The sequence below is a fragment of the Hoeflea sp. IMCC20628 genome (assembly GCF_001011155.1).
Taxonomy (GTDB): domain Bacteria; phylum Pseudomonadota; class Alphaproteobacteria; order Rhizobiales; family Rhizobiaceae; genus Hoeflea.
This window is the reverse complement of the sequence record NZ_CP011479.1, coordinates 1981088-2002034: the sequence shown is the minus strand read 5'-3', so window position 1 is coordinate 2002034 and position 20947 is coordinate 1981088. Positions and strand designations below refer to the sequence as shown.

General features: G+C 59.2%; 24 protein-coding genes. 7 read left to right on the top strand and 17 right to left on the bottom strand.

What is annotated here, in order from left to right:
• Positions 1-20 precede the first annotated feature (20 nt).
• On the top strand, positions 21-884 hold the full coding sequence (locus tag IMCC20628_RS09490) for a hypothetical protein (RefSeq protein ID WP_156174462.1): 864 nt from the start codon (positions 21-23) through the stop codon (positions 882-884).
• A 326-nt stretch (positions 885-1210) separates the two neighbouring features.
• Positions 1211-1543 carry a hypothetical protein gene (locus IMCC20628_RS09485; RefSeq protein WP_047030015.1) on the top strand — a complete coding sequence of 111 codons (333 nt, stop codon included), beginning with the start codon at positions 1211-1213 and terminating at the stop codon, positions 1541-1543.
• 275 nt (positions 1544-1818) lie between these two features.
• Here IMCC20628_RS09485 and tgt read toward each other — a convergent pair whose 3' ends face one another.
• The 8 genes from tgt to IMCC20628_RS09450 all read right to left on the bottom strand — a co-directional run bounded on the left by tgt (position 1819) and on the right by IMCC20628_RS09450 (position 6877).
• Positions 1819-2955: a tRNA guanosine(34) transglycosylase Tgt gene (tgt, locus tag IMCC20628_RS09480; protein ID WP_047030014.1), complete on the bottom strand. Its 1137-nt coding sequence runs from the start codon at positions 2953-2955 to the stop codon at positions 1819-1821.
• Positions 2952-4028: a tRNA preQ1(34) S-adenosylmethionine ribosyltransferase-isomerase QueA gene (gene queA / locus IMCC20628_RS09475; RefSeq protein WP_047030013.1), complete on the bottom strand. Its 1077-nt coding sequence runs from the start codon at positions 4026-4028 to the stop codon at positions 2952-2954. The genes tgt and queA overlap by 4 nt, the downstream gene beginning before the upstream one ends.
• A 72-nt stretch (positions 4029-4100) precedes the next feature.
• A complete protein-coding gene (locus tag IMCC20628_RS09470; protein ID WP_047030012.1) occupies positions 4101-4616 on the bottom strand; it encodes a peptidylprolyl isomerase in 516 nt (171 codons plus the stop codon).
• A 38-nt stretch (positions 4617-4654) separates the two neighbouring features.
• A complete protein-coding gene (locus tag IMCC20628_RS09465) occupies positions 4655-5341 on the bottom strand; it encodes a peptidylprolyl isomerase (protein WP_245307909.1) in 687 nt (228 codons plus the stop codon).
• A gap of 106 nt (positions 5342-5447) precedes the next feature.
• A complete protein-coding gene (gene coaD, locus IMCC20628_RS09460; RefSeq protein ID WP_047030011.1) occupies positions 5448-5939 on the bottom strand; it encodes a pantetheine-phosphate adenylyltransferase in 492 nt (163 codons plus the stop codon).
• Between the two features lie 164 nt (positions 5940-6103).
• Positions 6104-6382: a DUF1488 family protein gene (locus IMCC20628_RS09455; protein WP_047030010.1), complete on the bottom strand. Its 279-nt coding sequence runs from the start codon at positions 6380-6382 to the stop codon at positions 6104-6106.
• 16 nt (positions 6383-6398) lie between these two features.
• Positions 6399-6539: a hypothetical protein gene (locus IMCC20628_RS25400; RefSeq protein ID WP_197078425.1), complete on the bottom strand. Its 141-nt coding sequence runs from the start codon at positions 6537-6539 to the stop codon at positions 6399-6401.
• A gap of 125 nt (positions 6540-6664) precedes the next feature.
• The gene (locus tag IMCC20628_RS09450) at positions 6665-6877 is read right to left on the bottom strand and encodes a hypothetical protein (protein WP_047030009.1); all 213 of its coding nucleotides are present in this window, start codon (positions 6875-6877) and stop codon (positions 6665-6667) included.
• Between the two features lie 368 nt (positions 6878-7245).
• On the opposite strand from IMCC20628_RS09450, the gene IMCC20628_RS09445 reads away from it, so the two are divergent.
• Together IMCC20628_RS09445 and IMCC20628_RS25785 are read left to right on the top strand one after the other, a co-directional pair.
• Positions 7246-8157 carry a transglutaminase family protein gene (locus IMCC20628_RS09445; protein WP_047030008.1) on the top strand — a complete coding sequence of 304 codons (912 nt, stop codon included), beginning with the start codon at positions 7246-7248 and terminating at the stop codon, positions 8155-8157.
• A 141-nt stretch (positions 8158-8298) separates the two neighbouring features.
• Positions 8299-8424, top strand: a complete 126-nt coding sequence (locus IMCC20628_RS25785) for a hypothetical protein (protein WP_280949430.1) — start codon at positions 8299-8301, stop codon at positions 8422-8424.
• 86 nt (positions 8425-8510) lie between these two features.
• On the opposite strand, the gene IMCC20628_RS09440 is transcribed toward IMCC20628_RS25785, so the two are convergent.
• The 4 genes from IMCC20628_RS09440 to gyrA form a co-directional block, all read right to left on the bottom strand.
• Positions 8511-8879 (bottom strand): VOC family protein, encoded by a 369-nt coding sequence (locus IMCC20628_RS09440; RefSeq protein ID WP_047030007.1) that lies wholly within the window; start codon positions 8877-8879, stop codon positions 8511-8513.
• 92 nt (positions 8880-8971) lie between these two features.
• On the bottom strand, positions 8972-9676 hold the full coding sequence (locus tag IMCC20628_RS09435) for a YafY family protein (protein ID WP_047030006.1): 705 nt from the start codon (positions 9674-9676) through the stop codon (positions 8972-8974).
• A gap of 244 nt (positions 9677-9920) precedes the next feature.
• Positions 9921-10829 carry an alpha/beta hydrolase gene (locus IMCC20628_RS09430; protein WP_052766369.1) on the bottom strand — a complete coding sequence of 303 codons (909 nt, stop codon included), beginning with the start codon at positions 10827-10829 and terminating at the stop codon, positions 9921-9923.
• Between the two features lie 201 nt (positions 10830-11030).
• Positions 11031-13886: a DNA gyrase subunit A gene (gene gyrA, locus IMCC20628_RS09425; RefSeq protein WP_047030005.1), complete on the bottom strand. Its 2856-nt coding sequence runs from the start codon at positions 13884-13886 to the stop codon at positions 11031-11033.
• A gap of 196 nt (positions 13887-14082) precedes the next feature.
• On the opposite strand from gyrA, the gene IMCC20628_RS09420 reads away from it, so the two are divergent.
• Both IMCC20628_RS09420 and IMCC20628_RS09415 read left to right on the top strand, forming a co-directional pair.
• A complete protein-coding gene (locus IMCC20628_RS09420; protein WP_047030004.1) occupies positions 14083-14712 on the top strand; it encodes a MarC family protein in 630 nt (209 codons plus the stop codon).
• 11 nt (positions 14713-14723) lie between these two features.
• Entirely contained in the window at positions 14724-15026 is a 303-nt protein-coding gene (locus tag IMCC20628_RS09415; RefSeq protein WP_047030003.1) for a DUF1905 domain-containing protein, read from the top strand.
• Between the two features lie 163 nt (positions 15027-15189).
• Here the strand turns inward: IMCC20628_RS09415 and IMCC20628_RS09410 are convergent, their stop codons facing one another.
• From IMCC20628_RS09410 to IMCC20628_RS09390, 5 genes are all read right to left on the bottom strand, one after another.
• Positions 15190-15585, bottom strand: coding sequence for a hypothetical protein (locus tag IMCC20628_RS09410; protein WP_197078424.1), 396 nt, complete (start codon positions 15583-15585; stop codon positions 15190-15192).
• Between the two features lie 94 nt (positions 15586-15679).
• Positions 15680-16039 (bottom strand): VOC family protein, encoded by a 360-nt coding sequence (locus IMCC20628_RS09405; protein WP_245307941.1) that lies wholly within the window; start codon positions 16037-16039, stop codon positions 15680-15682.
• Positions 16040-16151: 112 nt separating this feature from the next.
• Positions 16152-16415: a hypothetical protein gene (locus IMCC20628_RS09400; protein WP_047030002.1), complete on the bottom strand. Its 264-nt coding sequence runs from the start codon at positions 16413-16415 to the stop codon at positions 16152-16154.
• Positions 16416-16462: 47 nt separating this feature from the next.
• A complete protein-coding gene (locus IMCC20628_RS09395) occupies positions 16463-16876 on the bottom strand; it encodes a cupin domain-containing protein (protein ID WP_047030001.1) in 414 nt (137 codons plus the stop codon).
• Between the two features lie 62 nt (positions 16877-16938).
• On the bottom strand, positions 16939-17466 hold the full coding sequence (locus IMCC20628_RS09390; protein ID WP_047030000.1) for a single-stranded DNA-binding protein: 528 nt from the start codon (positions 17464-17466) through the stop codon (positions 16939-16941).
• A 403-nt stretch (positions 17467-17869) separates the two neighbouring features.
• On the opposite strand from IMCC20628_RS09390, the gene uvrA reads away from it, so the two are divergent.
• On the top strand, positions 17870-20788 hold the full coding sequence (gene uvrA / locus IMCC20628_RS09385) for an excinuclease ABC subunit UvrA (RefSeq protein ID WP_047029999.1): 2919 nt from the start codon (positions 17870-17872) through the stop codon (positions 20786-20788).
• The last annotated feature ends 159 nt before the right edge of the window (positions 20789-20947 follow it).

The following is a 20947-nucleotide window of genomic DNA, read 5'->3' as shown; positions in this document are numbered from 1 at the left end:
GAAACGCGTTGGCGCTTGTTTTGACCCAACCACCGAAACAAGGAAAGGCTGCACTCGAGAGCCTTCAGGCGCTTGTTTTGTCTCCATATTTCCCGACAGAGATTCCTGACGCAGTAGCGCGGCTAAAAGGCTCGGAGCTTCAGAGCGCTCGGGCTCCGTTGATTATGGGCTTTGTGGACCTTATTTGCTTTGGGTGGCCAGATTCGAACAGTCCACTACACACTAAGGCCGCCGCACTTGTTGCTCTATTGGCGATTGTAGAGCTTCATCGCAAAGAAGCGCTTCCACGTCTTATTCTAAATGTAAACAAGCTTCTAATGCACACTGAGGAATGGCCGGTTGAGCTAGGATGCTCTCTTGCTATCAGATTGGCTGAGGTGGGCGAGAAGGTTTACGAGCCTGGCCGCCCAATTGTCAGAAAGTGGCTGGTGGCACCTAGCAAAGGAGCTAAAAGGGCGCGAGTTGTGCAAAAGGCACTGTTCATTGGGTGGTTAAGAGATGATGCCGAAGCAGCAATTTTGCAGCTGAAGGCTGAAGACTTCGGGGATGTGATCGATCAAATTCCGCCGGAAATGGCGACTGCCGCCGCAAAGCTATATAGTTCCGCCAAAACTTGGGACGAAGCCAATAATTACGCTAGCCGATTTGCAATAAAGTATGCCAGCTGGTTTTCAGAACGTGACCTTGATCTAATTTTTGCGGAAGTCGCTGCCGGGCGAAATGATCTGCCGGGTAGCCATGGTTACAGAGAGTTCTTGGCAGCGTTGGCTGCGCAAGATGAGAGCAAGTGTGCAGGGGTGGCAGCGCTATTGGAATCTCACGGATTGGAGGGTGTCAACATAAAGCAAGAACCCATCGAAAATGCCCGGTCTGCATTAACATAGGCGAAAGAGCGGCTGAACTTTAGCGAAAATGCGTGTTCGCTCTGTGGTTAAGTAGAGCTCTTAACCGCCGTTAGTTCCGCAGATACCCAAGGTCGGCTTTGGGCCGTGAGCGGACTTTCAGGTTTCAGATCTCCGCTCAAGATACTTCCTTGCTCCATCGATTATAGAAACCCAAGTTTCAGCAATTCAATTGCACGGCCGACGAAACCACCTCGCCAACCCAACCACCTCGCGCACCCCATTTTCCCTTCCCCCCGAATCCGCTATGACGGATCGCAGTGCCAATCGCCGCATCCCACCCTGCACCACCCAAGGAAAAGTCGACCATGAAATCCCGTCTTGCAATCCTGTCCATTGTTGCCGTTGTGCTTTCGGCCTGTACAACCGCATCAGTATCGTCAAACCCGCTGCAGGCGCGCTGGAACGGCAAGTCGGCAGGCGCTTTCTTTGCGGCCTTCGGACCTCAGGTTTCCGACACGGCAGGCCCCGGCGGCACGACGCTTTATACCTGGCGCGGCGGCTATGGCAGCGGGCGGCCTTGCGTTGTCCAGCTGACGGTCAACAAGGATTATTCGATCAAGACCATCAGCGCCGTCTCCGACCGCGTCGATCCGAAGGGTGGCCCGTCGCATTGCGAGAAAACGCTGGATGCTGTCTGAGGGTGGTGTTGGGGTTAGGCAGTTGATTTAATGCCGTCATACCGGACACCGATCCGGTATCCCTTCAGCCCAAGCCCTTGGGCTGAAAGACTCTTTTGACCCGGCAGAGGCCGGGTCGCTGGATGCCGGATCGGTGTCCGGCATGACGGGGAGTGCGGGGGACTTACGCAGCTTGGTGATTTGGGCGGGGCCGGGATGACGGGGAATGTGAAGGCGCCAACCAGAAAATGGGATCTTGAGGTGCACCGGCAGGACAGAGGTTGGCAATCAGCCCCCTACCCCAGCGGCGCGATGTCGCCGCGTGCCCAGGTGGCTTGGGTCTCGGCGGCAAAATCTTCAAACCGCTGTGCTTCGATTGATCCGCGAATGCCGGCCGTCAGGTCCTGGTAGTAGCTGAGATTGTTCCAGGTGATCAGCATCATGCCCAGAATCTCGTTCGAGCGGACCAGATGATGCAGATAGGCGCGGGAATAGTCACGCGCCGCCGGGCATGAGCTTTGCTCGTCCAGCGGCCGGTGGTCGTCGGCGTGGCGGGCGTTCTTGATGTTGATCTTGCCGTGGCGGGTGAAGGCCAGGCCGTGGCGGCCGGCGCGGGTCGGCATCACGCAATCGAACATGTCGATGCCGCGGCCGACGGATTTGAGCATGTCGTCGGGCGTGCCGACACCCATCAGGTAGCGCGGTTTGTCAGAAGGCAGCAGCGGACAGGTGACATCGAGCATGTCGAGCATCACCTCCTGCGGCTCGCCCACAGCCAGACCGCCGACCGCATAGCCCTTGAGGTCGAGACCTGACAGGCCCTGTGCGGAACGCTCGCGCAGTTTCGGGATATCGCCGCCCTGGACAATGCCGAACATCGCCTTGCCGGGCTGGTCACCAAAGGCGGTCTTGCAACGCTCGGCCCAGCGCAGCGACATTTCCATGGCGCGCTCGATCTCGGTCTCGCTGGCCGGTAGCCGGACGCATTCATCGAGCTGCATCTGGATGTCGGAATCAAGCAGACCCTGGATTTCGATCGAGCGTTCCGGGCTCATCTCGTGGCGCGAGCCGTCGATATGCGACTGGAAGGTGACGCCGTGCTCGTTGATCTTGCGCAGCGCCGACAGCGACATCACCTGGAACCCGCCGGAATCGGTCAGGATCGGCTTTTGCCAGCGGGCGAACTCGTGCAGGCCACCGAGCTTGGCCACCCGTTCGGCGCCGGGACGCAGCATCAGGTGATAGGTGTTTCCCAGGATGATGTCGGCGCCCAGATCGCTGACCTGATCCATATACATGGCCTTGACCGTGCCGCCGGTGCCGACCGGCATGAACGCCGGTGTGCGGATGGCTCCGCGTGGCATGGTGATTTCGCCGCGCCGCGCCTTGCCGTCGGTGGCCTTGAGCTTGAACTGGAAAGTATCAGTGGTCAAAGATCGCTCCGGAACAACAGGCTGGAATCGCCATAGGAATAGAAACGGTAATTGTTATCAATGGCATGGCGGTAGGCGCCATGCATGGTCTCAAAACCCGAGAAGGCCGAGACTAGCATGAACAGGGTCGAGCGCGGCAGATGGAAATTGGTCATCAGGATGTCGACGGCGCGGAACCTGTAGCCGGGCGTGATGAAGATGTCGGTCGGGCCGGACCAGGCCTTGATGGTGCCGTCCGCTTCGGTGGCGCTTTCGAGCAACCGCAGCGAGGTGGTGCCGACGGAGACAACCCGTCCGCCACGCGCATGCACCGCGTTGAGTGCCGCAGCGGTCTCGGCGCTGACATGGCCGATTTCCGAATGCATCAGATGTTCCGCGGTGTCGTCGACCTTGACCGGCAAGAACGTGCCGGCGCCGACATGCAGGGTGACGAAATGCCGGGAGATGCCGCGGGCATCGAGCTTGGCAAACAGCGCGTCGGTGAAATGCAGCCCGGCCGTGGGGGCCGCAACGGCGCCATCTTCGCGAGCATAGATTGTCTGGTAGTCGAGCCGGTCCTGATCGTCCTCGCCGCGCTTGGATGCAATATAGGGCGGCAGCGGAATGTGGCCGGTGGCCATGATCGCCTCATCCAGCGCCGGGCCGCTAAGATCAAAGATCAGCTCAAGTTCGCCGCCCTCGCCGCGTTTCCCCGCAGTGGCGTCAAGAACGCCGGTCAGGCAGACAGCGCCGTCGCCACCGAACGACAGCCGGTCGCCCTCTTTGATGCGCTTGCCGGGACGGACGAAGGCTTTCCAGCGGTCAGGGCCTGAGCGCATGTGCAGCGTGGCCGAGATGCGCTGCAGGTTTTCACCGCGGGTGCGAAACCCTTCGAGCTGTGCCGGGATCACCTTGGTGTCGTTGAACACCAGCGCATCGCCGGGTTCGAGCAGGTCGGCCAGATCACCGACGCTGAGGTCAGCCAGCGTGCCATCGGCACCGACGCGCAGCAACCGGGCGCTGTCGCGCGGGTTTGCCGGGCGCAGCGCGATGCGCTCGTCGGGAAGCTCGAAATCGAAAAGGTCTACGCGCATCGTTGCGCCTCATAAAAAACGCGCGGGATCCATATGGCCTGAAGCCGAAGAAATCCCGCGCGTATCAGTGACTTAAGCCTTGATGTCGGCAGCAACCTTGACCGAGACGATCTTGTCGGGATCCTGAACCGGCTCGCCGCGCTTGATCTTGTCGACATTGTCCATGCCGGACGTCACCTGGCCCCAGACCGTGTACTGACGGTTGAGGAAGCCGGCGTCGTCAAAGACGATGAAGAACTGCGAGTTGGCCGAGTTCGGATCCTGCGAGCGCGCCATCGAGCAGGTGCCGCGGCCATGGTTCATGTTGGAAAATTCAGCCTTCAGGTCGGGCTTGTCGGAGCCGCCCATGCCGGCACGGCCGGGGTTGAAATCCTTGCCGCCGGACTTGCCGAACTTGACGTCACCGGTCTGCGCCATGAAGCCTTCGATGACGCGGTGAAACACCACGCCGTCATAGGCGCCTTCGCGGGCCAGTTCCTTGATCCGCGCTACATGGCCGGGAGCCAGGTCGGGAAGCAATTCAATGGTCACCTGTCCCTTGGTGGTTTCCATGATGAGGGTGTTTTCGGGATCCTTGATCTCCGCCATGGTCGTCTCCTTGGTTGTTGTCTTTGAATAATAGTGCGTCAGCCGCCGGTGCGGACCTTGATCATGCGATCCGGATCGGTCACCGAACCATTGTTGTCGGCGTCGCCGAGCTTGATCTTGTCGACATGCTCCATGCCTTCGACAACCTTGCCCACCACGGTGTACTGACCGTTGAGGAAGGTTCCGGGCGCCAGCATGATGAAGAATTGCGAATTGGCTGAATCCGGGCTTTGCGACCGCGCCATGCCGACAACGCCGCGGTCAAACGACACGTCGGAGAATTCGGCCTTGAGATCGGGATTGGACGATCCGCCGGTGCCGGCGCGCTGCGCCACAAAGCCGTCTTCCATGTCGCCGAACTGAACGTCGCCGGTCTGGGCCATGAAGCCGTCGATCACCCGGTGAAACGCGACATTGTCGTATTCACCCGCATCGGCCAGCGCCTTGAGCCGGGCGGCGTGCTGCGGCGCGACATCGTCGGCGAGTTCGATAACCACATCGCCGGTTTTCAGTGTGATGGTCAGCTGCTCGGCCGCATTGGCGGGCTTGGCATCTTCCTTGGCGGTTTCCTGTGTGGTGGCCGAAGGTTCGGCTTCAACCACCGGCTTGATGACCGCATCTTCAGTTTTTGAGGTGTCGGCTTGCATCCCGACGTTTGAATCGCAAGCTGTCAGCGCCAATCCAAGGACAAGCAGGCTGGCTGAGAAAAGACGTGAAAGTCGCATGCAAACTCCAGAGAAATAGCGCCGTCCGGCCATTGATTTGATCCCGGCGGCAATCGTTTGACATACCGCCGCAGGCTTGGCAACGCTGCGACGACGTGAAATGGGCTTACGAGATCCGCGCGGCCAGCGCCTTTTGCACCACAACCGGAACAAATGGCGTGACATCGCCACCCATCTTGGCGATTTGCCGCACAAGCGTGGCGGTGATGTGGCGGGATTCCGGGTAGGCCGGCGCAAATACAGTGGTGACATCGGGCGCCATGGCCCGGTTCATGCCGGCCATCTGCATTTCATAGTCGAGATCGGTGCCATCACGCAGCCCGCGCACCAGCACGCTGGCACCTGCGGTTCGCGCCGCCTCCACTACCAGTCCCTGGAAAGAAACGACACTAACCGATTGGGCACGTTCAGAAAACTGAGAGCGGACCACATGATCGATCATGCTGACGCGCTCGTCAAAGGAGAACATCGGGGTTTTTCCCGGATGCACGCCGATGCCGATCACCAGTTCGTCGCACAGCGCCAGCGACTGCTCCAGCACGTCGATATGACCGTTGGTCATGGGGTCGAATGACCCAGGATAGAACGCGATGCGCATCGAAGTCTTCCCTTTGATAGGGCCTGTGAACGGGCCTTTGGTCCGGCCTTTTGTCATGCCAATCGAAGCACATCAAGGCAAGATCAGAAACTGCAAAAACGCGACCGGCAAGCAAATGTCGATGCGTCATGGCTTTTTCAGGATGATCACACCGGATCGCGCTCTTAAAAATCCGCGATGGTCAGGCGGATGACCGGCTTGCCGGTGCGCTTGTAGGCCCGCACAGCGGCGGCGTCGATCTGCTCGCGGAAGCTGTCGAAGGCGCCGAGATAATCGGTGTCCGGCGAGCGGTCCAGTTTGGCAAACTGCTCAAGCGCAGGCGCCTCCAGCACGAAGCGGATTTCCTTGACGCCATCATAGCCGGAGAAGCGGATGATCCCCGCGTCTTCGTCAAAACTGCGCATGGAGTTCGGAAACCCGATCATCGCATGGCTCGCGACCATGCGATCAAGCGACGGCTCACTTCTTGGTTTTTTTCTGGAACGGATTGGTTTCCAGCTGCTTGACTGCCGAACCCGGCGCAGATGCGGAGGATGCTGCAGCCTTGTCTTTCTTCGGCTTGCGAACTTCCTTGTTCGATTTCATTTGACCCTTGGCCATGACATTTCCTGTTCTGGCGCGAAATCCTTTGAACCGGAATCGGTTCAAGCAAAGGATGATGCGCAAATTCGCGGTCTTTCAGCGCTCACGCGCAGCATTTTCGACAAGCCGACGCTTGAGCAGATCTATTCGCTCTGGGCGGTCTCGATCAGTTCCAGATTGCTGCCCTGTTCCACCCGTTCGTGACCCTGCTCTTCATTGCGGATCCGGTATTGCGGCTTGCCGCCATTGTCGGGCAGCCGCATCAGCACGGTGAATTCGTCCGGCGTCCGCGGTGACAACCCGACGCGCGACTGCAGCGAGACCTGTTGTCCCTTGGTGAAAATGTTCTTGGCCATTCATGCAATCCAATACTGTCGCCGCCCGGCGCAGCGCAGGCGCGCACAGTGCGGTATTTTCCAAATCAAGGTCGAGATGCAAGTGAGGTGATCGTGAGCCCGCAATGAACACACCTACGTCACGCCTGACTTAACATGACCCCACCATACTCCCCTATTGAGGTGAATCAAAGGCGAAACTTCGGGAACAGGCTCCACTTCAGCGTGTTGCAATTGAAAAATTGTGCACCGCAGAAAAAGAACAGGGCGAAGTCTTCTCCTTCGTGTCATAATGCATGTGCCCGCCTTGATCAGAAGATTGACGGCATTGGCGTGGGAACCAAGTGACTGTGAACCCGTTTCAGAGTTTCTTTACATAAGGTGTCGACATGCTCATCAGGTTTGGTTTCGAAATAATGGTTGATTGTCCGGCGCCGGTGCCGATGTTGCTGGCCCTGTCGACACATACGGAATTCAACGGACGGCTGATCGGTGCTGATTATGTCCGGACCACCAGCATGACCCCGATCTCGGTCTATGTGGACCACTATGGCAACCGCATCTCCCGCGCGGTCGCCGACCAGGGCCGCACCACCTTCTGGTCCGATTGCGTTGCCGAAGTCAGCGGCGTGCCGGATATCTTTCCGACCTTCGCCATCCAGCACCGGATCGAGGATCTGCCCAGCGACACCCTCGATTTCCTCGGGGCAAGCCGCTATTGCGATTCCGACAGCCTGGGGAATTTTGCTTGGGCCAATTTCGGCAATACCCAGGAAGGCTGGCCGCGTGTGCAGGCGATCTGCACCTTCGTCCATAACCATGTGACCTTCGGCTACAAGTTCGGTCGCCCCGACAAGACGGCGCGCGATGTGCTGGAGGAAAAATCCGGCGTCTGTCGCGACTTTGCCCATCTGGGCGTCAGCCTGTGCCGGGCCATGAACATTCCGGCGCGCTACGTCAGCGGTTATCTCGGCGACATCGGTGTGCCTGATACCGGCTTTGATGATTTCTGCGCCTGGTTCGAGGTCTTTCTCGGCGGCAGCTGGCACACGGTCGACGCGCGCTACAATGCGCCGCGCATTGGCCGCATCCTGATGGTGCGCGGCTCGGACGCCTCCGATGTGGCGATGATCACCTCGTTCGGCACCTATCAACTGAGCTCGTTCCGGGTCTGGACCACCCAGCTCGAAGACGGAACCAGCGACGAGGACGTGCATGCGATGTTCGCAACCCTGCCGCCGCCGCGCGCCAGCGGTCCGGATTTCGGTCTGGCGGTCCCTGGTGCTGTTCACCTGTTCTGACGGCTGAAAGCGGCATTCTTCGACCCATGATGCGCCAGATCGGCTTTAGCAAAAAGTTAGGGATGATTTCATTTAGGTTGGGTTCATTCAGCTTTTGTCATGGTGTCGGCATCAAACTGAGATGCGAAGGAGGACACCGTGATGACCGTAGCTTTGGCACTGCTTGCCTTGATGATTGTCATGCTTTTCAGCGGCCTCGTGCTTGGCGCGCTCCGCAAGGAGCTGCCCCACAAGGCAAATGATCCGATCTGGGAACGGCGTCGCTGACACGCGCCACGCCGCACCCGCCATTAGGCCCGGTCCATGGACAACTCCACGGGCCGGGCCATTTTCATTCAAACCTATGACCTAATTCAGGAATTGCTCGCCACCACGCGAATGCGGTGCCCGTCGGGATCAGCCGCAACAAAAGTGTGGCCGAACGGCATCTGCACCGGCTCGACCAGGATCGGCAGCCCCCTGGCGCGCCAGTCGTCGTGGAGCTTTTGCAGCGCCGGCAGGTCAGCTGTATCAAACGAGATCTCGCTGGCGCCGGGCTTTCCGGTTCTCGAGGGATCGGCATCGCTGGCAAGCCAGAGGCCGAGCATCACAGTGTCGCTCAGTGGCAGCATGGCAAATTGCGGCTCCGATTCAATCGCCGGCTTTCCGAGCAGCCCGGAATAGAAGCTGACGCTGGCGACCGGATCGGCGACATGCAGCAGCACGAAATTGAAAGTCAACATTTTGATCTCCGTGAGTTCGTGAGTTTGTTCGTCTTTCGACACCACGAAGATTACAATTTACTACTGCCAAATAATGTCAGTAGTAAGCATGACTAGTCACTCGACCGGGAGCGCAGATGCAGCCCCTCCTTGGCCTGCCATTGTTTCATCAACACGGCGCGGCGTTGCGGATAGGCAGCAGGCTGCACGGTCAGCCCGACAATCCTGTCGGCCCGGAAATGCCGGAAATCATTGCGCAATTCACACCAGGACACCACCACCCTGGCACGGTCGAAAAACGCCAGCGCGATCGGCCAGATGGTGCGTTCACTGCAGGCGCCATTGACGTCGGCATAGGAAATGGACAGCTTGCGCTGGCGGCGAATGGCATCGCGAATGCGTGGCAATTCGCTCTCGCCGGCGGCAAGTGGCGGGCCGGGAACCACCAGCAAAGTGGATTCATCCAGCCCGGCCTTGAGATCATCGGGCAGCACGGCGGCGATCTTGACCAAGGCATTGCGCGCCGCAGCCCCAAGCGGCTGGTCGGCCTGCTCGGCGACCCATCGCGAGCCCAGCACCAACGCCTCGATCTCGTCCTCGGTAAACATCAGCGGCGGCAGCATGAAACCGGGCTTGAGCACGAAACCGACCCCCGCCTCCCCGTCAATCGCCGCCCCTTGCGATTTCAGCGTCTCGATGTCGCGATAGATGGTGCGCAGCGACACGCCGAGCTCTTCGGCCAGCGACGCGCCACTGACCGGCCGCTTGTAGCGCCGGAAGACTTGCAAGAGATCGAGAAGACGGGCAGCGCGGGACAATATTGGCTCCGGGGTGGGATGGCGACGGGAGAGTGTAGCAGGTTATGCTGCCAGAATGTGGCAGGAGGGGAAAGATCGGTGCTGATGAGCCCTATGCTTTCAAAGCGACCAAGCGGTACAACCGGAATTGGAAAATTCCTGGATTGAATTGTCATGAGACGTGGCCATCGAGTTAATTTGATCAATCGCTAAGGTGTCCAACGAAATCTGCCACTTCGTTGGACAGATTTTCATCATGCCCAAGTCAAAGGTGCCCGCCGGTTGGAAACATGACAAGCTTCGAGGAAGGGATTCTTTCAGTAATAATACGCGAGGTCTGTGCAGTCCCGAACCGGTCATCTTCGGCAGAAATGATCAATGTCGGCGTTACAATCTGCGAAAAATCGATGTCCGTTGGGCTACCCGCTATCTTGCCATCATTCGCCATCCCTTGAGTGCGTCCACTTATTGGAATCAGTTCATTGAGCACCAGATACGCCCTTTCACGCTCTGAAGCGGATACGGATGTCAAAAGGGCGGGATCTGTCGCCAGCAACGTGCCTATCAACTGGTTAGGCGCCAGTCTTTGAACGGCCCAGAACCAACGATCCGACGACAACATTTTTCCAATCAGGAACTGCTGGAACTGGGTAAATTCGACTGGGTCGCGATCACTCAAGTTCATTGCGGGGACTATGAGGATCAGATGCGAACAACGGCTAGGATGGCGGAGCGCAAAGTGTGCTGCCGGAATAGCCCCGGCCGAACCGCCAGCAATCGGGATCTTGTCAATGCCCAACTCATCCAACAGTTCGACAAATGCATCTGCTTGGTTCTGGGGTGACGGGTTGGATGGAAAGTCGCTGCGTAGATAGCCGAAACGTGATGGTGCGATCACTTCAAATCCGTTGGAAATCAATCCTCGGGCAAAACGCAACCCCTGATCGAAGCCCCCACCAGTTCCGTGAACCATCATAAACGGCTCACCGTGACCTTCGATGGCATACTCGAGGTCCCCATAATATGTTCTCAGCAGGCTGCTTTTCTGCGCGATCCGCGCGTGCGCTGCGGCTAAAGCCTCTCCATAGGATCCGATCGCGTATCCGCCGCCAAACAACGCGGCACCAAACGTGGTTGCAGCACCTACAACAAAGCTACGGCGAGATACCGACATTTCAACGATAACACCTCAGACCTTAATACTAGCTAGAGTACAATTGAAACTAATTCTTCAGCATTGATGTTAGTCAACTCACACAAGCCAACGCTCGGAAAATCCGGAAAGCAGTTTCTCGTGGTACTGCGCGAAAAAGCCGGGGATTTCTCCCCGGCTGATTCACTTTTGTTGACCCGTTGGGCCGATCAATCAGACGGATCAGGTCTGTGGCTCTTCGCCATCTGAGCCGGCGTCAGGCGCCTGGGTGTCGTCAGCGTCAGGTGTAGCAGGATCAGCGTCCGGAGCCACGGTTCCATCAACTGCCGCTACACCCTCAACGCCCTCTTCCAAAAGCTCTTCATCGGCTTCCGGCTCGCTGATGCGGTCGACGGAGACGACGCGTTCGTCCTTGGCGGTGGAGAAGATGGTGACGCCCTTGGTGGCGCGGCCGGCCAGGCGGATGCCGCCGACCGGAACCCGGATCACCTGGCCGCCATCCGACACCATCATGATCTGGTCGCCCTGCTCGACCGGGAAGGCGGCGATCAGCGGACCGATTTCATTGGTCTTGGAAGTGTCGGTGGCGCGGATGCCCTTGCCGCCACGGCCCGAGATGCGGAACTCATAGGTTGATGAGCGCTTGCCATAACCCTTTTCGCTGACCGTCAGGATGAACTGCTCGCGGGCTTTCAGTTCCTCGTAGCGGTCATTGGAGAGTTCGCCGATTTCCTCGGCTTCTTCTCCGACCAGAACCACTTCTTCTGCGTCGTCGCCGAGTTCTGCCCGGCGTTCGGCCATGGCGCGCTTGAGGAAGGCTGCGCGTTCAGCGGCTTCGGCATCAACATGATGCACGATGGTCATCGAGATGATGTGATCGTCGGTGCCGAGATTCATGCCGCGCACGCCGATCGAGTTGCGTCCGGCAAAGACGCGCACGTCATCGACCCGGAAGCGGATGCACTGCCCGAGAGCCGTGGTCAGCAACACGTCGTCGAATTCATTGCAGGTCTCGACATTGAGAATGGAGTCATTCTCATCGTCGAGCTTCATGGCGATCTTGCCATTGCGGTTGACCTGGATGAAGTCCGACAACTTGTTGCGCCGCACGGTGCCGCGCGTGGTGGCGAACATCACGTCGAGATTGGCCCAGCTCGATTCGTCCTCGGGCAATGGCATGATCGAGGTGATCCGCTCGCCCTTTTCCAGAGGCAGCATGTTGATCAGCGCCTTGCCCTTCGAGGTTGGCGTACCGATCGGCAGGCGCCAGACCTTTTCCTTGTAGACAATGCCGCGCGAGGAGAAGAACAGCACCGGCGTATGGGTGTTGGCGACAAACAGCCGTGTGACGAAATCCTCGTCGCGGGTGGCCATGCCGGAACGGCCCTTGCCGCCGCGACGCTGCGCCCGGTAGGTGGCGAGCGGCACCCGCTTGATGTAGCCGGCGTGGCTGACGGTGACCACCATGTCCTCGCGGGCAATCAGGTCTTCGTCGTCCATGTCCGCGCCACCTTCGGTGATCACGGTGCGGCGCGGTACGCCGAATTCATCGCGCACGGCAATCAGTTCGTCCTTGACGATCTGCTGAACCCGGACACGGGAGGCGAGGATTTCGAGGAAATCCTTGATTTCATCGCCGATCTTGCCGAGTTCGTCGCCGATCTCATCGCGTCCAAGCGCGGTCAGTCGGGCCAGACGCAATTCGAGAATGGCGCGGGCCTGTTCCTCGGAAAGATTGTAGGTGCCGTCTTCCTCGTTAATGCGGTGACGCGGATCGTCGATCAGAAGGATCAGCGGTTCCACTTCCCGGGCCGGCCAGCGCCGGGTCATCAACTGTTCGCGCGCGGTGGCAGGATCCGGCGCCTTGCGGATCAACGCAATGACTTCATCGATATTGGCGACCGCAATGGCGAGACCCACCAACACATGCGCCCGCTCACGCGCCTTGCGCAGCAGGTACTTGGTCCGCCGGGTTATCACATCCTCGCGGAAGGCGACAAAGGCCTTCAGCATGTCGATCAGGTTCATCAGCTCCGGCTTGCCGCCGTTGAGCGCCACCATGTTGACGCCGAAGGAGGACTGCAGCGGCGTGTAGCGGTAAAGCTGGTTGATGATCACGTCGGCGACAACGTCGCGCTTGAGCTCGATCACCACCCGGTAGCCCTGGCGGTCGGATTCGTCGCGCAGATCGGAAATGCCCTCGATGCGCTTGTCGCGCACCAGTTCGGCCATTTTCTCGATCATCGTCGCCTTGTTCACCTGATAGGGAACTTCGGTGATGATGATGGCTTCACGGTCATTGCGCATCGGTTCGACATGAACCTTGCCGCGCATCATCACCGACCCACGGCCGGTCTCGAATGCCTGGCGGATGCCGGCCTGGCCTAGAATGATGCCCGAGGTCGGGAAATCCGGACCGGGAATGATGCTCATGAGTTCAATGAGGTCGATGGCCGGATTGTCCATGATGGCCATGCAGCCATTGATCACTTCGACCAGATTGTGCGGCGGAATGTTGGTGGCCATGCCGACGGCGATGCCGCCCGCGCCATTGACCAGCAGATTGGGGAATCGTGCCGGCACAACCTTCGGTTCGCGACCCGAGGCGTCGTAGGTTTCCTGGAAATCGACGGTATCCTTGTCGATGTCCTCGAGCATCTCGTGCGACAGCTTGGCCAGACGCGATTCGGTGTAGCGCATCGCGGCAGGCGGATCGCCATCGATCGAGCCAAAGTTGCCCTGCCCGTCAACCAGCATGGCGCTCATCGACCAATGCTGCGCCATGCGCACCATGGCGTCATAAATCGACTGGTCGCCGTGCGGGTGATATTTACCCATCACGTCACCGACGATGCGGGACGATTTCACATATTTGCGGTTCCAGTGGTAGCCGCCCTCATGCATTGCGTAGAGGATCCGGCGATGCACGGGCTTGAGCCCGTCGCGCACATCGGGCAGCGCACGGCTGACGATCACGCTCATGGCGTAATCGAGATATGAGCGCTGCATTTCCTCGACAATCGAAACCGGCTGAATGCCTGGCGTAATCGGTCCGGCGGGTGTTTTCTGGTCTGTCAAAGCGGTCCACGACTATTGGATGGAATCATTCCGGGTCTTATAGCCCAAAGCCACCGCTGTCGCTAATTTTCCCGCCCTGTTTAACCGGTTCAGGTCACTTTCTCCACCGTTGCGGCCTCCAATAGGGGTTCCGAATGGGCCCATGGTGTCGTAAGTCCTTACAAACGGCCTTTTCACCGGGCCCGCGGGGGATGTCATGAATGTCGAACTGATCATAAATGCCTTCGTCACCATCATCGTGATGTTCGATCCGCCCGGCCTTGCGGCGATCTTTCTCGGCCTGACCACCGGCATGACACGCAGCCAGCGCATGCAGGTGGCCATGCGCGGCACCGTGACAGCAGCGGCAATCCTGGCGGTTTTCGCCATAGCCGGTGCCAGCATTCTGAGCGTGCTCGGTATTTCGCTTGGCGCCTTCCGCATCGCCGGCGGCTTGCTGCTGTTCTGGATTGCTTTCGAGATGATCTTTGAAAAGCGTCACGAACGCCAGGAAAAGAGCGCCGAGCGGGCGATCACCAAAGACCATATCTCCAATGTGGCAGTGTTTCCGCTGGCAATCCCGCTGATTGCCGGTCCCGGAGCGATTTCGGCAGTCATCCTGCTCGCGGGCTCGTTTTATCAGCCGGTGGAGCGCGCCGGGCTGATCGGCGTCATCATCGTCGCCTCGCTGGTGCTGTTTGCCTTTCTGGTGATTGCCGACCGGATCGACCATTTCCTCGGTGACACCGGCCGCACCATCCTCACCCGTCTGCTCGGCGTGGTGCTGGCCGCGCTTTCGGTGCAGTTCGTCGTCGACGGCATCAAGCAGGCGTTTCTGGGCGCCTGAAGGACGTCGCGATGGATCCGGATCAGGAGTACAGCTTCAAGGCCGAGCTTTGGCGCTCCGGTGCTGCACAGGCGTCGTGGTATTTTCTCACCGTGCCACTCGAGATTTCACAACAGATCCGGTTCATGGCCGGCAAGACCAGGGGATTCGGTTCCATCCGGGTGCGCGCCACGGTGAGGAAAAGCCGGTGGAATACCTCGCTGTTTCCGGACAAGGCGTCAGGCTGCTACTTTCTGCCGGTGAAAGCCGATGTGCGACGGGCACAGGCCATCCGCGAAGGTGACAGTGTCAGCGTCGACTTGAAGATCGGTTGAAGCCTCACCGGCCGGCAGATGCTGCAAAGGCAGAGTATCGTTCGATTAAAAGGATAATGCTCTAAAGCACGTTGCATTCAATCGTATTCATGCAGTGTGCTTGAGGTTTTTGTTTTGGCGCGTGTTTTTTCCGAAAACCGGTTCCCACTTTTCGGAACACGCTTTAGTTTTCCAGCTCGACAGTCAGTTCCTTGCCGCCCCAGCCATGCATCTTGTCATGGGCGCGGATGGTTACACGACCTGTTTCAGCCGGAATGACGATGCCGGACTGGCTGCGGGTAAATGGCTGCTCATTATCATGCGGATGCAACAACACCCGCTCGCCCAGAACAGCGCCGTCCGGGCCGATCACCTGCCATATGTCGGCATAATGCTCCCAACCGTCGTCGGCATGGCGCACGGTGACATCGAACCGGTAGGTGCCGTCGGCAGCCTTTGCATAGGTTGCGGCTTCCACATCGGCTGCGCCGGCACGGGCTGATGGCATGTCCAACAGATTGCCGGCCAGCACCAGCAAGACGATGGAAAGGGCGGCGAAGATGGATGGTTTTGCAAACATGCTGTGATTGTTTCAAGGTTTTCGGCCACAGACCAATCACAATTGCGTGGCCGCGAGACGGATCAAGCAGTCTAGCCTGTCACAATACTGAACCTCAGCTGGCTGCGGGATGGCCCGCGGTCAATTGCAACAGGTCCCACAGATTGCCGTAAATATCGCGAAACACTGCCACGGTGCCGTAATCATGGGTCTGTGGCTCACGCACGAACTCAACCCCGGCAGCTTTCAGGCGCTGGTGATCGCGGGCGAAATCATCGGTATTGAGGAACAGAAACACCCGGCCGCCGGTCTGGTTGCCGACAAACGGTTCCTGTTCGGGCTTGGAGGCGCGGGCCAGCACCATCGATGCGCCCTGCCCGCCTTTTGGACGTACCACGACCCAGCGCTTGTCCTGTTCGGGCTGATAGGTGTCTTCCAGCAGTTCAAAGTCGAGAACGCCGCAATAAAAACCGATGGCTTAGTCATAGTCGCGAACGACAAGGGCTACGTGGGTGATGGATTGACGCAATGTCTTCTCCCGCGCCCCGCAGGGCATAATTCAAATCATAACCGGATCGCTGACAATGTCAGCGCGCCTTGAGAATCCACTGCCAGACGGTTCCGCCGAAATATTTGCTGCCAATCCAGAAATAGACCACGATCAGTCCAACCGCCACCAGCGCTGAAAACCCGCTCAATTGGAACCCGCCATAGGTTGCTTCGCCGGACACCAACCCGACCAGATAGCCGAATCCAAAGAACGCGGTGCAAAAATCGAGGACGGCAGCCAGAATGATCCGCCACCGCGACACCGGCGCCTGCCCTGGATGTTGTCCAGGCTTGTCATCCATCCTCAGCCCCCTCAGTTCAGAACCGGTGCCGTTCCGCCGGTCAACGGCTAGCCTGCGAACCCCTGCGGATTGTTCTCGAACCATTTGACGATGTCCGGCATCGCCTGTTCGAAACCGCCGGGCATGAACATGTTCAAAAGCCCGACCGGAGCATCGCTGCGGTTTTCGAAATCATGCATGACCCCGGCGGGGATGCGCAGAAAGCTGCCCTTCGGCAGAGACCTCCACTCATCACCGACAAGAAGTGAGGCTGTGCCCTCCAGCACATAGAATATTTCCTCGTTGGCCTCGTGCAGATGTGCACCTGGCCCCGAGCAATGCGGTTCCAGCCACCATTCGGAGATCGCATAGCGGCTGCTACTCTCGTCGTGGTCGGCCTTGAACACCGCCCGCATGCGGTCGAGGGAATAGGCGCGCCCTTCCCCCGGACCAAGTTCCAGAACATCAGTCTCTGATGCCATGTGTCACCACTCCCGATGGTGTGGCTGCAGCTGTCATGCCTGTCGCTGCCTGCCGGATATCCTCAGAACGGAATGTCGTCGTCGAGATCGCGGGAGGATCCGCCACCGGCGCCGCCGCCAAATCCGCCGCCCGACTGATTGCCGCCGCCAGATCCGCCGCGGTCACCGCCCGATGACGAGCCGCCGCCAAAATCACCGCCGCGGCTGACGCCGCCACCAGAACCACCGCCGCCTTCGCTGCGGCCGTCGAGCATGGTCAGGTTGCCGTTGAAGCCCTGCAACACCACTTCGGTTGAATATTTGTCCTGGCCGGACTGGTCGGTCCATTTGCGGGTCTGCAACTGGCCCTCGATATAGACCTTGGAGCCCTTTTTCAGGTAATTCTCGGCGATCTTGCACAGACCTTCATTGAAAATGACAACCCGGTGCCATTCGGTCTTTTCGCGCCGTTCGCCGGTATTCTTGTCGCGCCAGCTGTCCGACGTGGCGATCGACAGATTGGCAATCGGCCGGCCATCCTGAGTCCGCTTGATATCCGGATCAGCGCCCAGATTGCCAATCAGAATGACTTTGTTGACGCTTCCCGCCATGATGTTTCACCTTCCAACACTTCAGGCGGCTCTCCGCCGCCCCGATAAATCTGTCTGCACCTTACAGGATCAGCCATCCACCCGTCAGCCGGGCGCCGACAATCCACAGGCCTTTTTTGTTCTTTATTTGTTCTAGTGTCTGTGTCAGTTTCTGTCAAGAGATTCGGCAGTAACACCTGCAACATATGGCAACGCATCTCGACATTGCGGGAGAGGTGCTTATGTATGGATCTGGTTTGCCCCCGGAACCATGTCTGAACTGTGGAGTTGCTGAGGGGCAGTGTTTTTGCGGGATGCGATCGGATACCCCACGGGGAAATCGAACCTGCGAGGCTTATGGAGATGAGCATCCCGGCGCGTTCAGCAGAACGCAGCGGATGCTCCACGGCAAATCGGCGGCATCATGACGGAATTGAAATCAATCACCATTCGCGGAGCCCGCGAGCACAATCTGAAGAATATCGATATTGACCTGCCGCGCAACAGCCTGATCGTGATGACCGGGCTGTCGGGATCGGGCAAATCCTCGCTCGCCTTCGACACCATCTATGCCGAGGGCCAGCGGCGCTATGTCGAGAGCCTGTCAGCCTATGCGCGGCAATTCCTCGAGATGATGCAGAAACCCGATGTTGACCAGATTGACGGGCTGTCGCCGGCGATTTCCATCGAGCAGAAGACCACCAGCCGCAACCCGCGCTCCACCGTCGGTACCGTCACCGAAATCTATGACTACATGCGGCTGCTGTTTGCCCGCGTCGGCGTGCCCTATTCGCCGGCCACCGGTCTGCCGATTGAAAGCCAGACCATCAGCCAGATGGTCGACCGGGTTCTGGAAATGGAAGAAGGCACGCGGCTTTACATTCTTGCGCCGGTTGTGCGTGGCCGCAAGGGCGAGTACCGCAAGGAACTCGCCGAATTCATGAAAAAGGGCTACCAGCGGGTCAAGATTGACGGCCAGTATTACGAGATCGCCGACGCACCGACGCTCGACAAGAAATACAAGCACGACATCGACATCGTCGTTGACCGCATCGTGGTGCGGCCCGACATCTCCGCGCGGCTGGCCGACAGTCTCGAAACCTGCCTGCGGCTCGCCGACGGGCTGGCGATTGCCGAATTTGCCGACAAGCCCCTGCCAGAAAACGAGACCGCAGGCGGCTCGGCCAACAAATCCAAAAACGAAACCCATGAACGGATGCTGTTTTCGGAGAAATTCGCCTGCCCGGTATCCGGCTTCACCATTTCCGAGATCGAACCGCGGCTGTTTTCGTTCAACAATCCGCACGGCGCCTGTCCGACCTGCGACGGGCTCGGCACCCAGAAGAAGATCGACGACGCGCTGATCATCCCCGAGGGCAATCTGACCCTGCGTGGTGGTGCCGTTGCACCCTGGGCCAAATCCAGCTCGCCCTATTACACCCAGACGCTCGAGGCGCTGGGCAAGCATTTCGGCTTCAAGATGAGCGACCGCTGGGACGACCTGCCGGCCAAGGGCCAGGCCGCAATCCTGCGTGGCACCGAGGAGAAGGTCGCTTTCAAATATGATGATGGTTTGCGCTCCTACACGACATCGAAAACCTTCGAGGGCATCATTCCCAATCTCGAGCGGCGCTGGAAGGAAACCGACAGTGCCTGGGCCCGCGAAGAGATCGAACGCTACATGTCGGCCGCCCCCTGCCCGGCCTGCGACGGCTACAGGCTCAAACCCGAGGCCCGCGCCGTCAAGATCGATGGCTGCCATATTGGCCAGGTCACCGAACTCTCGATCCGTGTGGCGGGTGAGTGGTTTGCCGATCTGCCGGCCAGGCTCAATGAGCAGCAGAACCACATCGCCGTCCGCATTCTCAAGGAGATTCGCGACCGGCTGAAGTTCCTCAATGATGTCGGGCTCGACTATCTGACGCTATCGCGCAATTCCGGCTCGCTGTCAGGTGGCGAAAGCCAGCGGATCCGGCTGGCCTCGCAGATCGGTTCAGGACTGACCGGCGTGCTCTACGTGCTCGACGAGCCGTCGATCGGCCTGCATCAGCGCGACAACGCACGGCTGCTCGAAACGCTGAAGCATCTGCGCGACATCGGCAACACGGTGATCGTCGTCGAGCATGACGAGGACGCCATCCTGACCGCCGATTACGTGGTCGATATCGGGCCTTACGCCGGCATTCACGGCGGCGAGATAATCGCCAAGGGGTCGCCCGGCGACATCATGGCCAATCCGCGCTCGATCACCGGCAAATATCTTTCGGGCGAGCTCGAGGTGATGGTGCCGACTGCGCGCCGCAAGGCTTTGAAGAAAAAGCAGCTGACCGTCGTCGGCGCCCGCGGCAACAATCTCAAGAACGTCACCGCCTCGATCCCGCTTGGCGTGTTCACCGCGGTGACCGGCGTGTCGGGCGGCGGCAAGTCGACCTTCCTGATCGAAACGCTCTACAAGGCCGCGGCCCGCCGGGTGATGGGATCACGCGAAAACCCCGCAGATCACGACCGGATTGATGGCTTCGAGCATATCGACAAGGTGATCGACATCGACCAGTCGCCGATTGGCCGCACGCCGCGCTCCAACCCGGCTACCTATACCGGCGCCTTCACCCCGATCCGCGACTGGTTTGCCGGGCTGCCTGAATCCAAGGTACGCGGCTATCAGCCGGGCCGCTTCTCCTTCAACGTCAAGGGCGGCCGCTGCGAAGCCTGTCAGGGCGATGGTGTCATCAAGATCGAGATGCACTTTCTGCCCGATGTCTATGTCACCTGCGACGTCTGTCACGGCAAGCGCTACAATCGCGAGACGCTCGACGTCACCTTCAAGCAGAAGTCGATCGCCGACGTGCTCGACATGACGGTGGAGGAAGGCGTCGAGTTCTTTGCCGCCGTCCCCGCCGTGCGCGACAAGCTCAAGGCGCTTGAAGGCGTGGGGCTGGGCTATATCAAGGTCGGCCAGCAGGCCAACACGCTCTCGGGTGGCGAGGCGCAGCGGGTCAAGCTGGCCAAGGAGCTGTCAAAGCGCTCGACCGGCCGCACGCTCTATATTCTCGACGAGCCGACCACCGGCCTGCATTTCCACGATGTCGCCAAGCTTTTGGAAGTGCTGCATGAACTTGTCGATCAGGGCAATTCGGTCGTCGTCATCGAGCACAATCTCGAAGTCATCAAGACCGCCGACTGGGTCATCGACCTTGGCCCCGAAGGCGGCGATGGCGGCGGCGAGATCGTTGCCGAAGGCACACCCGAGGACATCGTCAAGGTGGAACGCAGCTACACCGGCCATTTCCTCAAGGAATTGCTCGAGCGCAAGCCGGGGAGACGGGTGGAGGCTGCGGAGTAAAGCCAGCGTCACCTTGCCGGGTTTGTACGGGCAAAAGCCCGCGTTTCAGCCCGGCGGTTTCTGTTGGTTCCAGATTTTTGCATTTTGATTTTGGTCAATTTCCTTCGCCCGGTTGCTGGCATATTCGCCTCGTCCCGATGCAACCGGGATAGAAAGGAA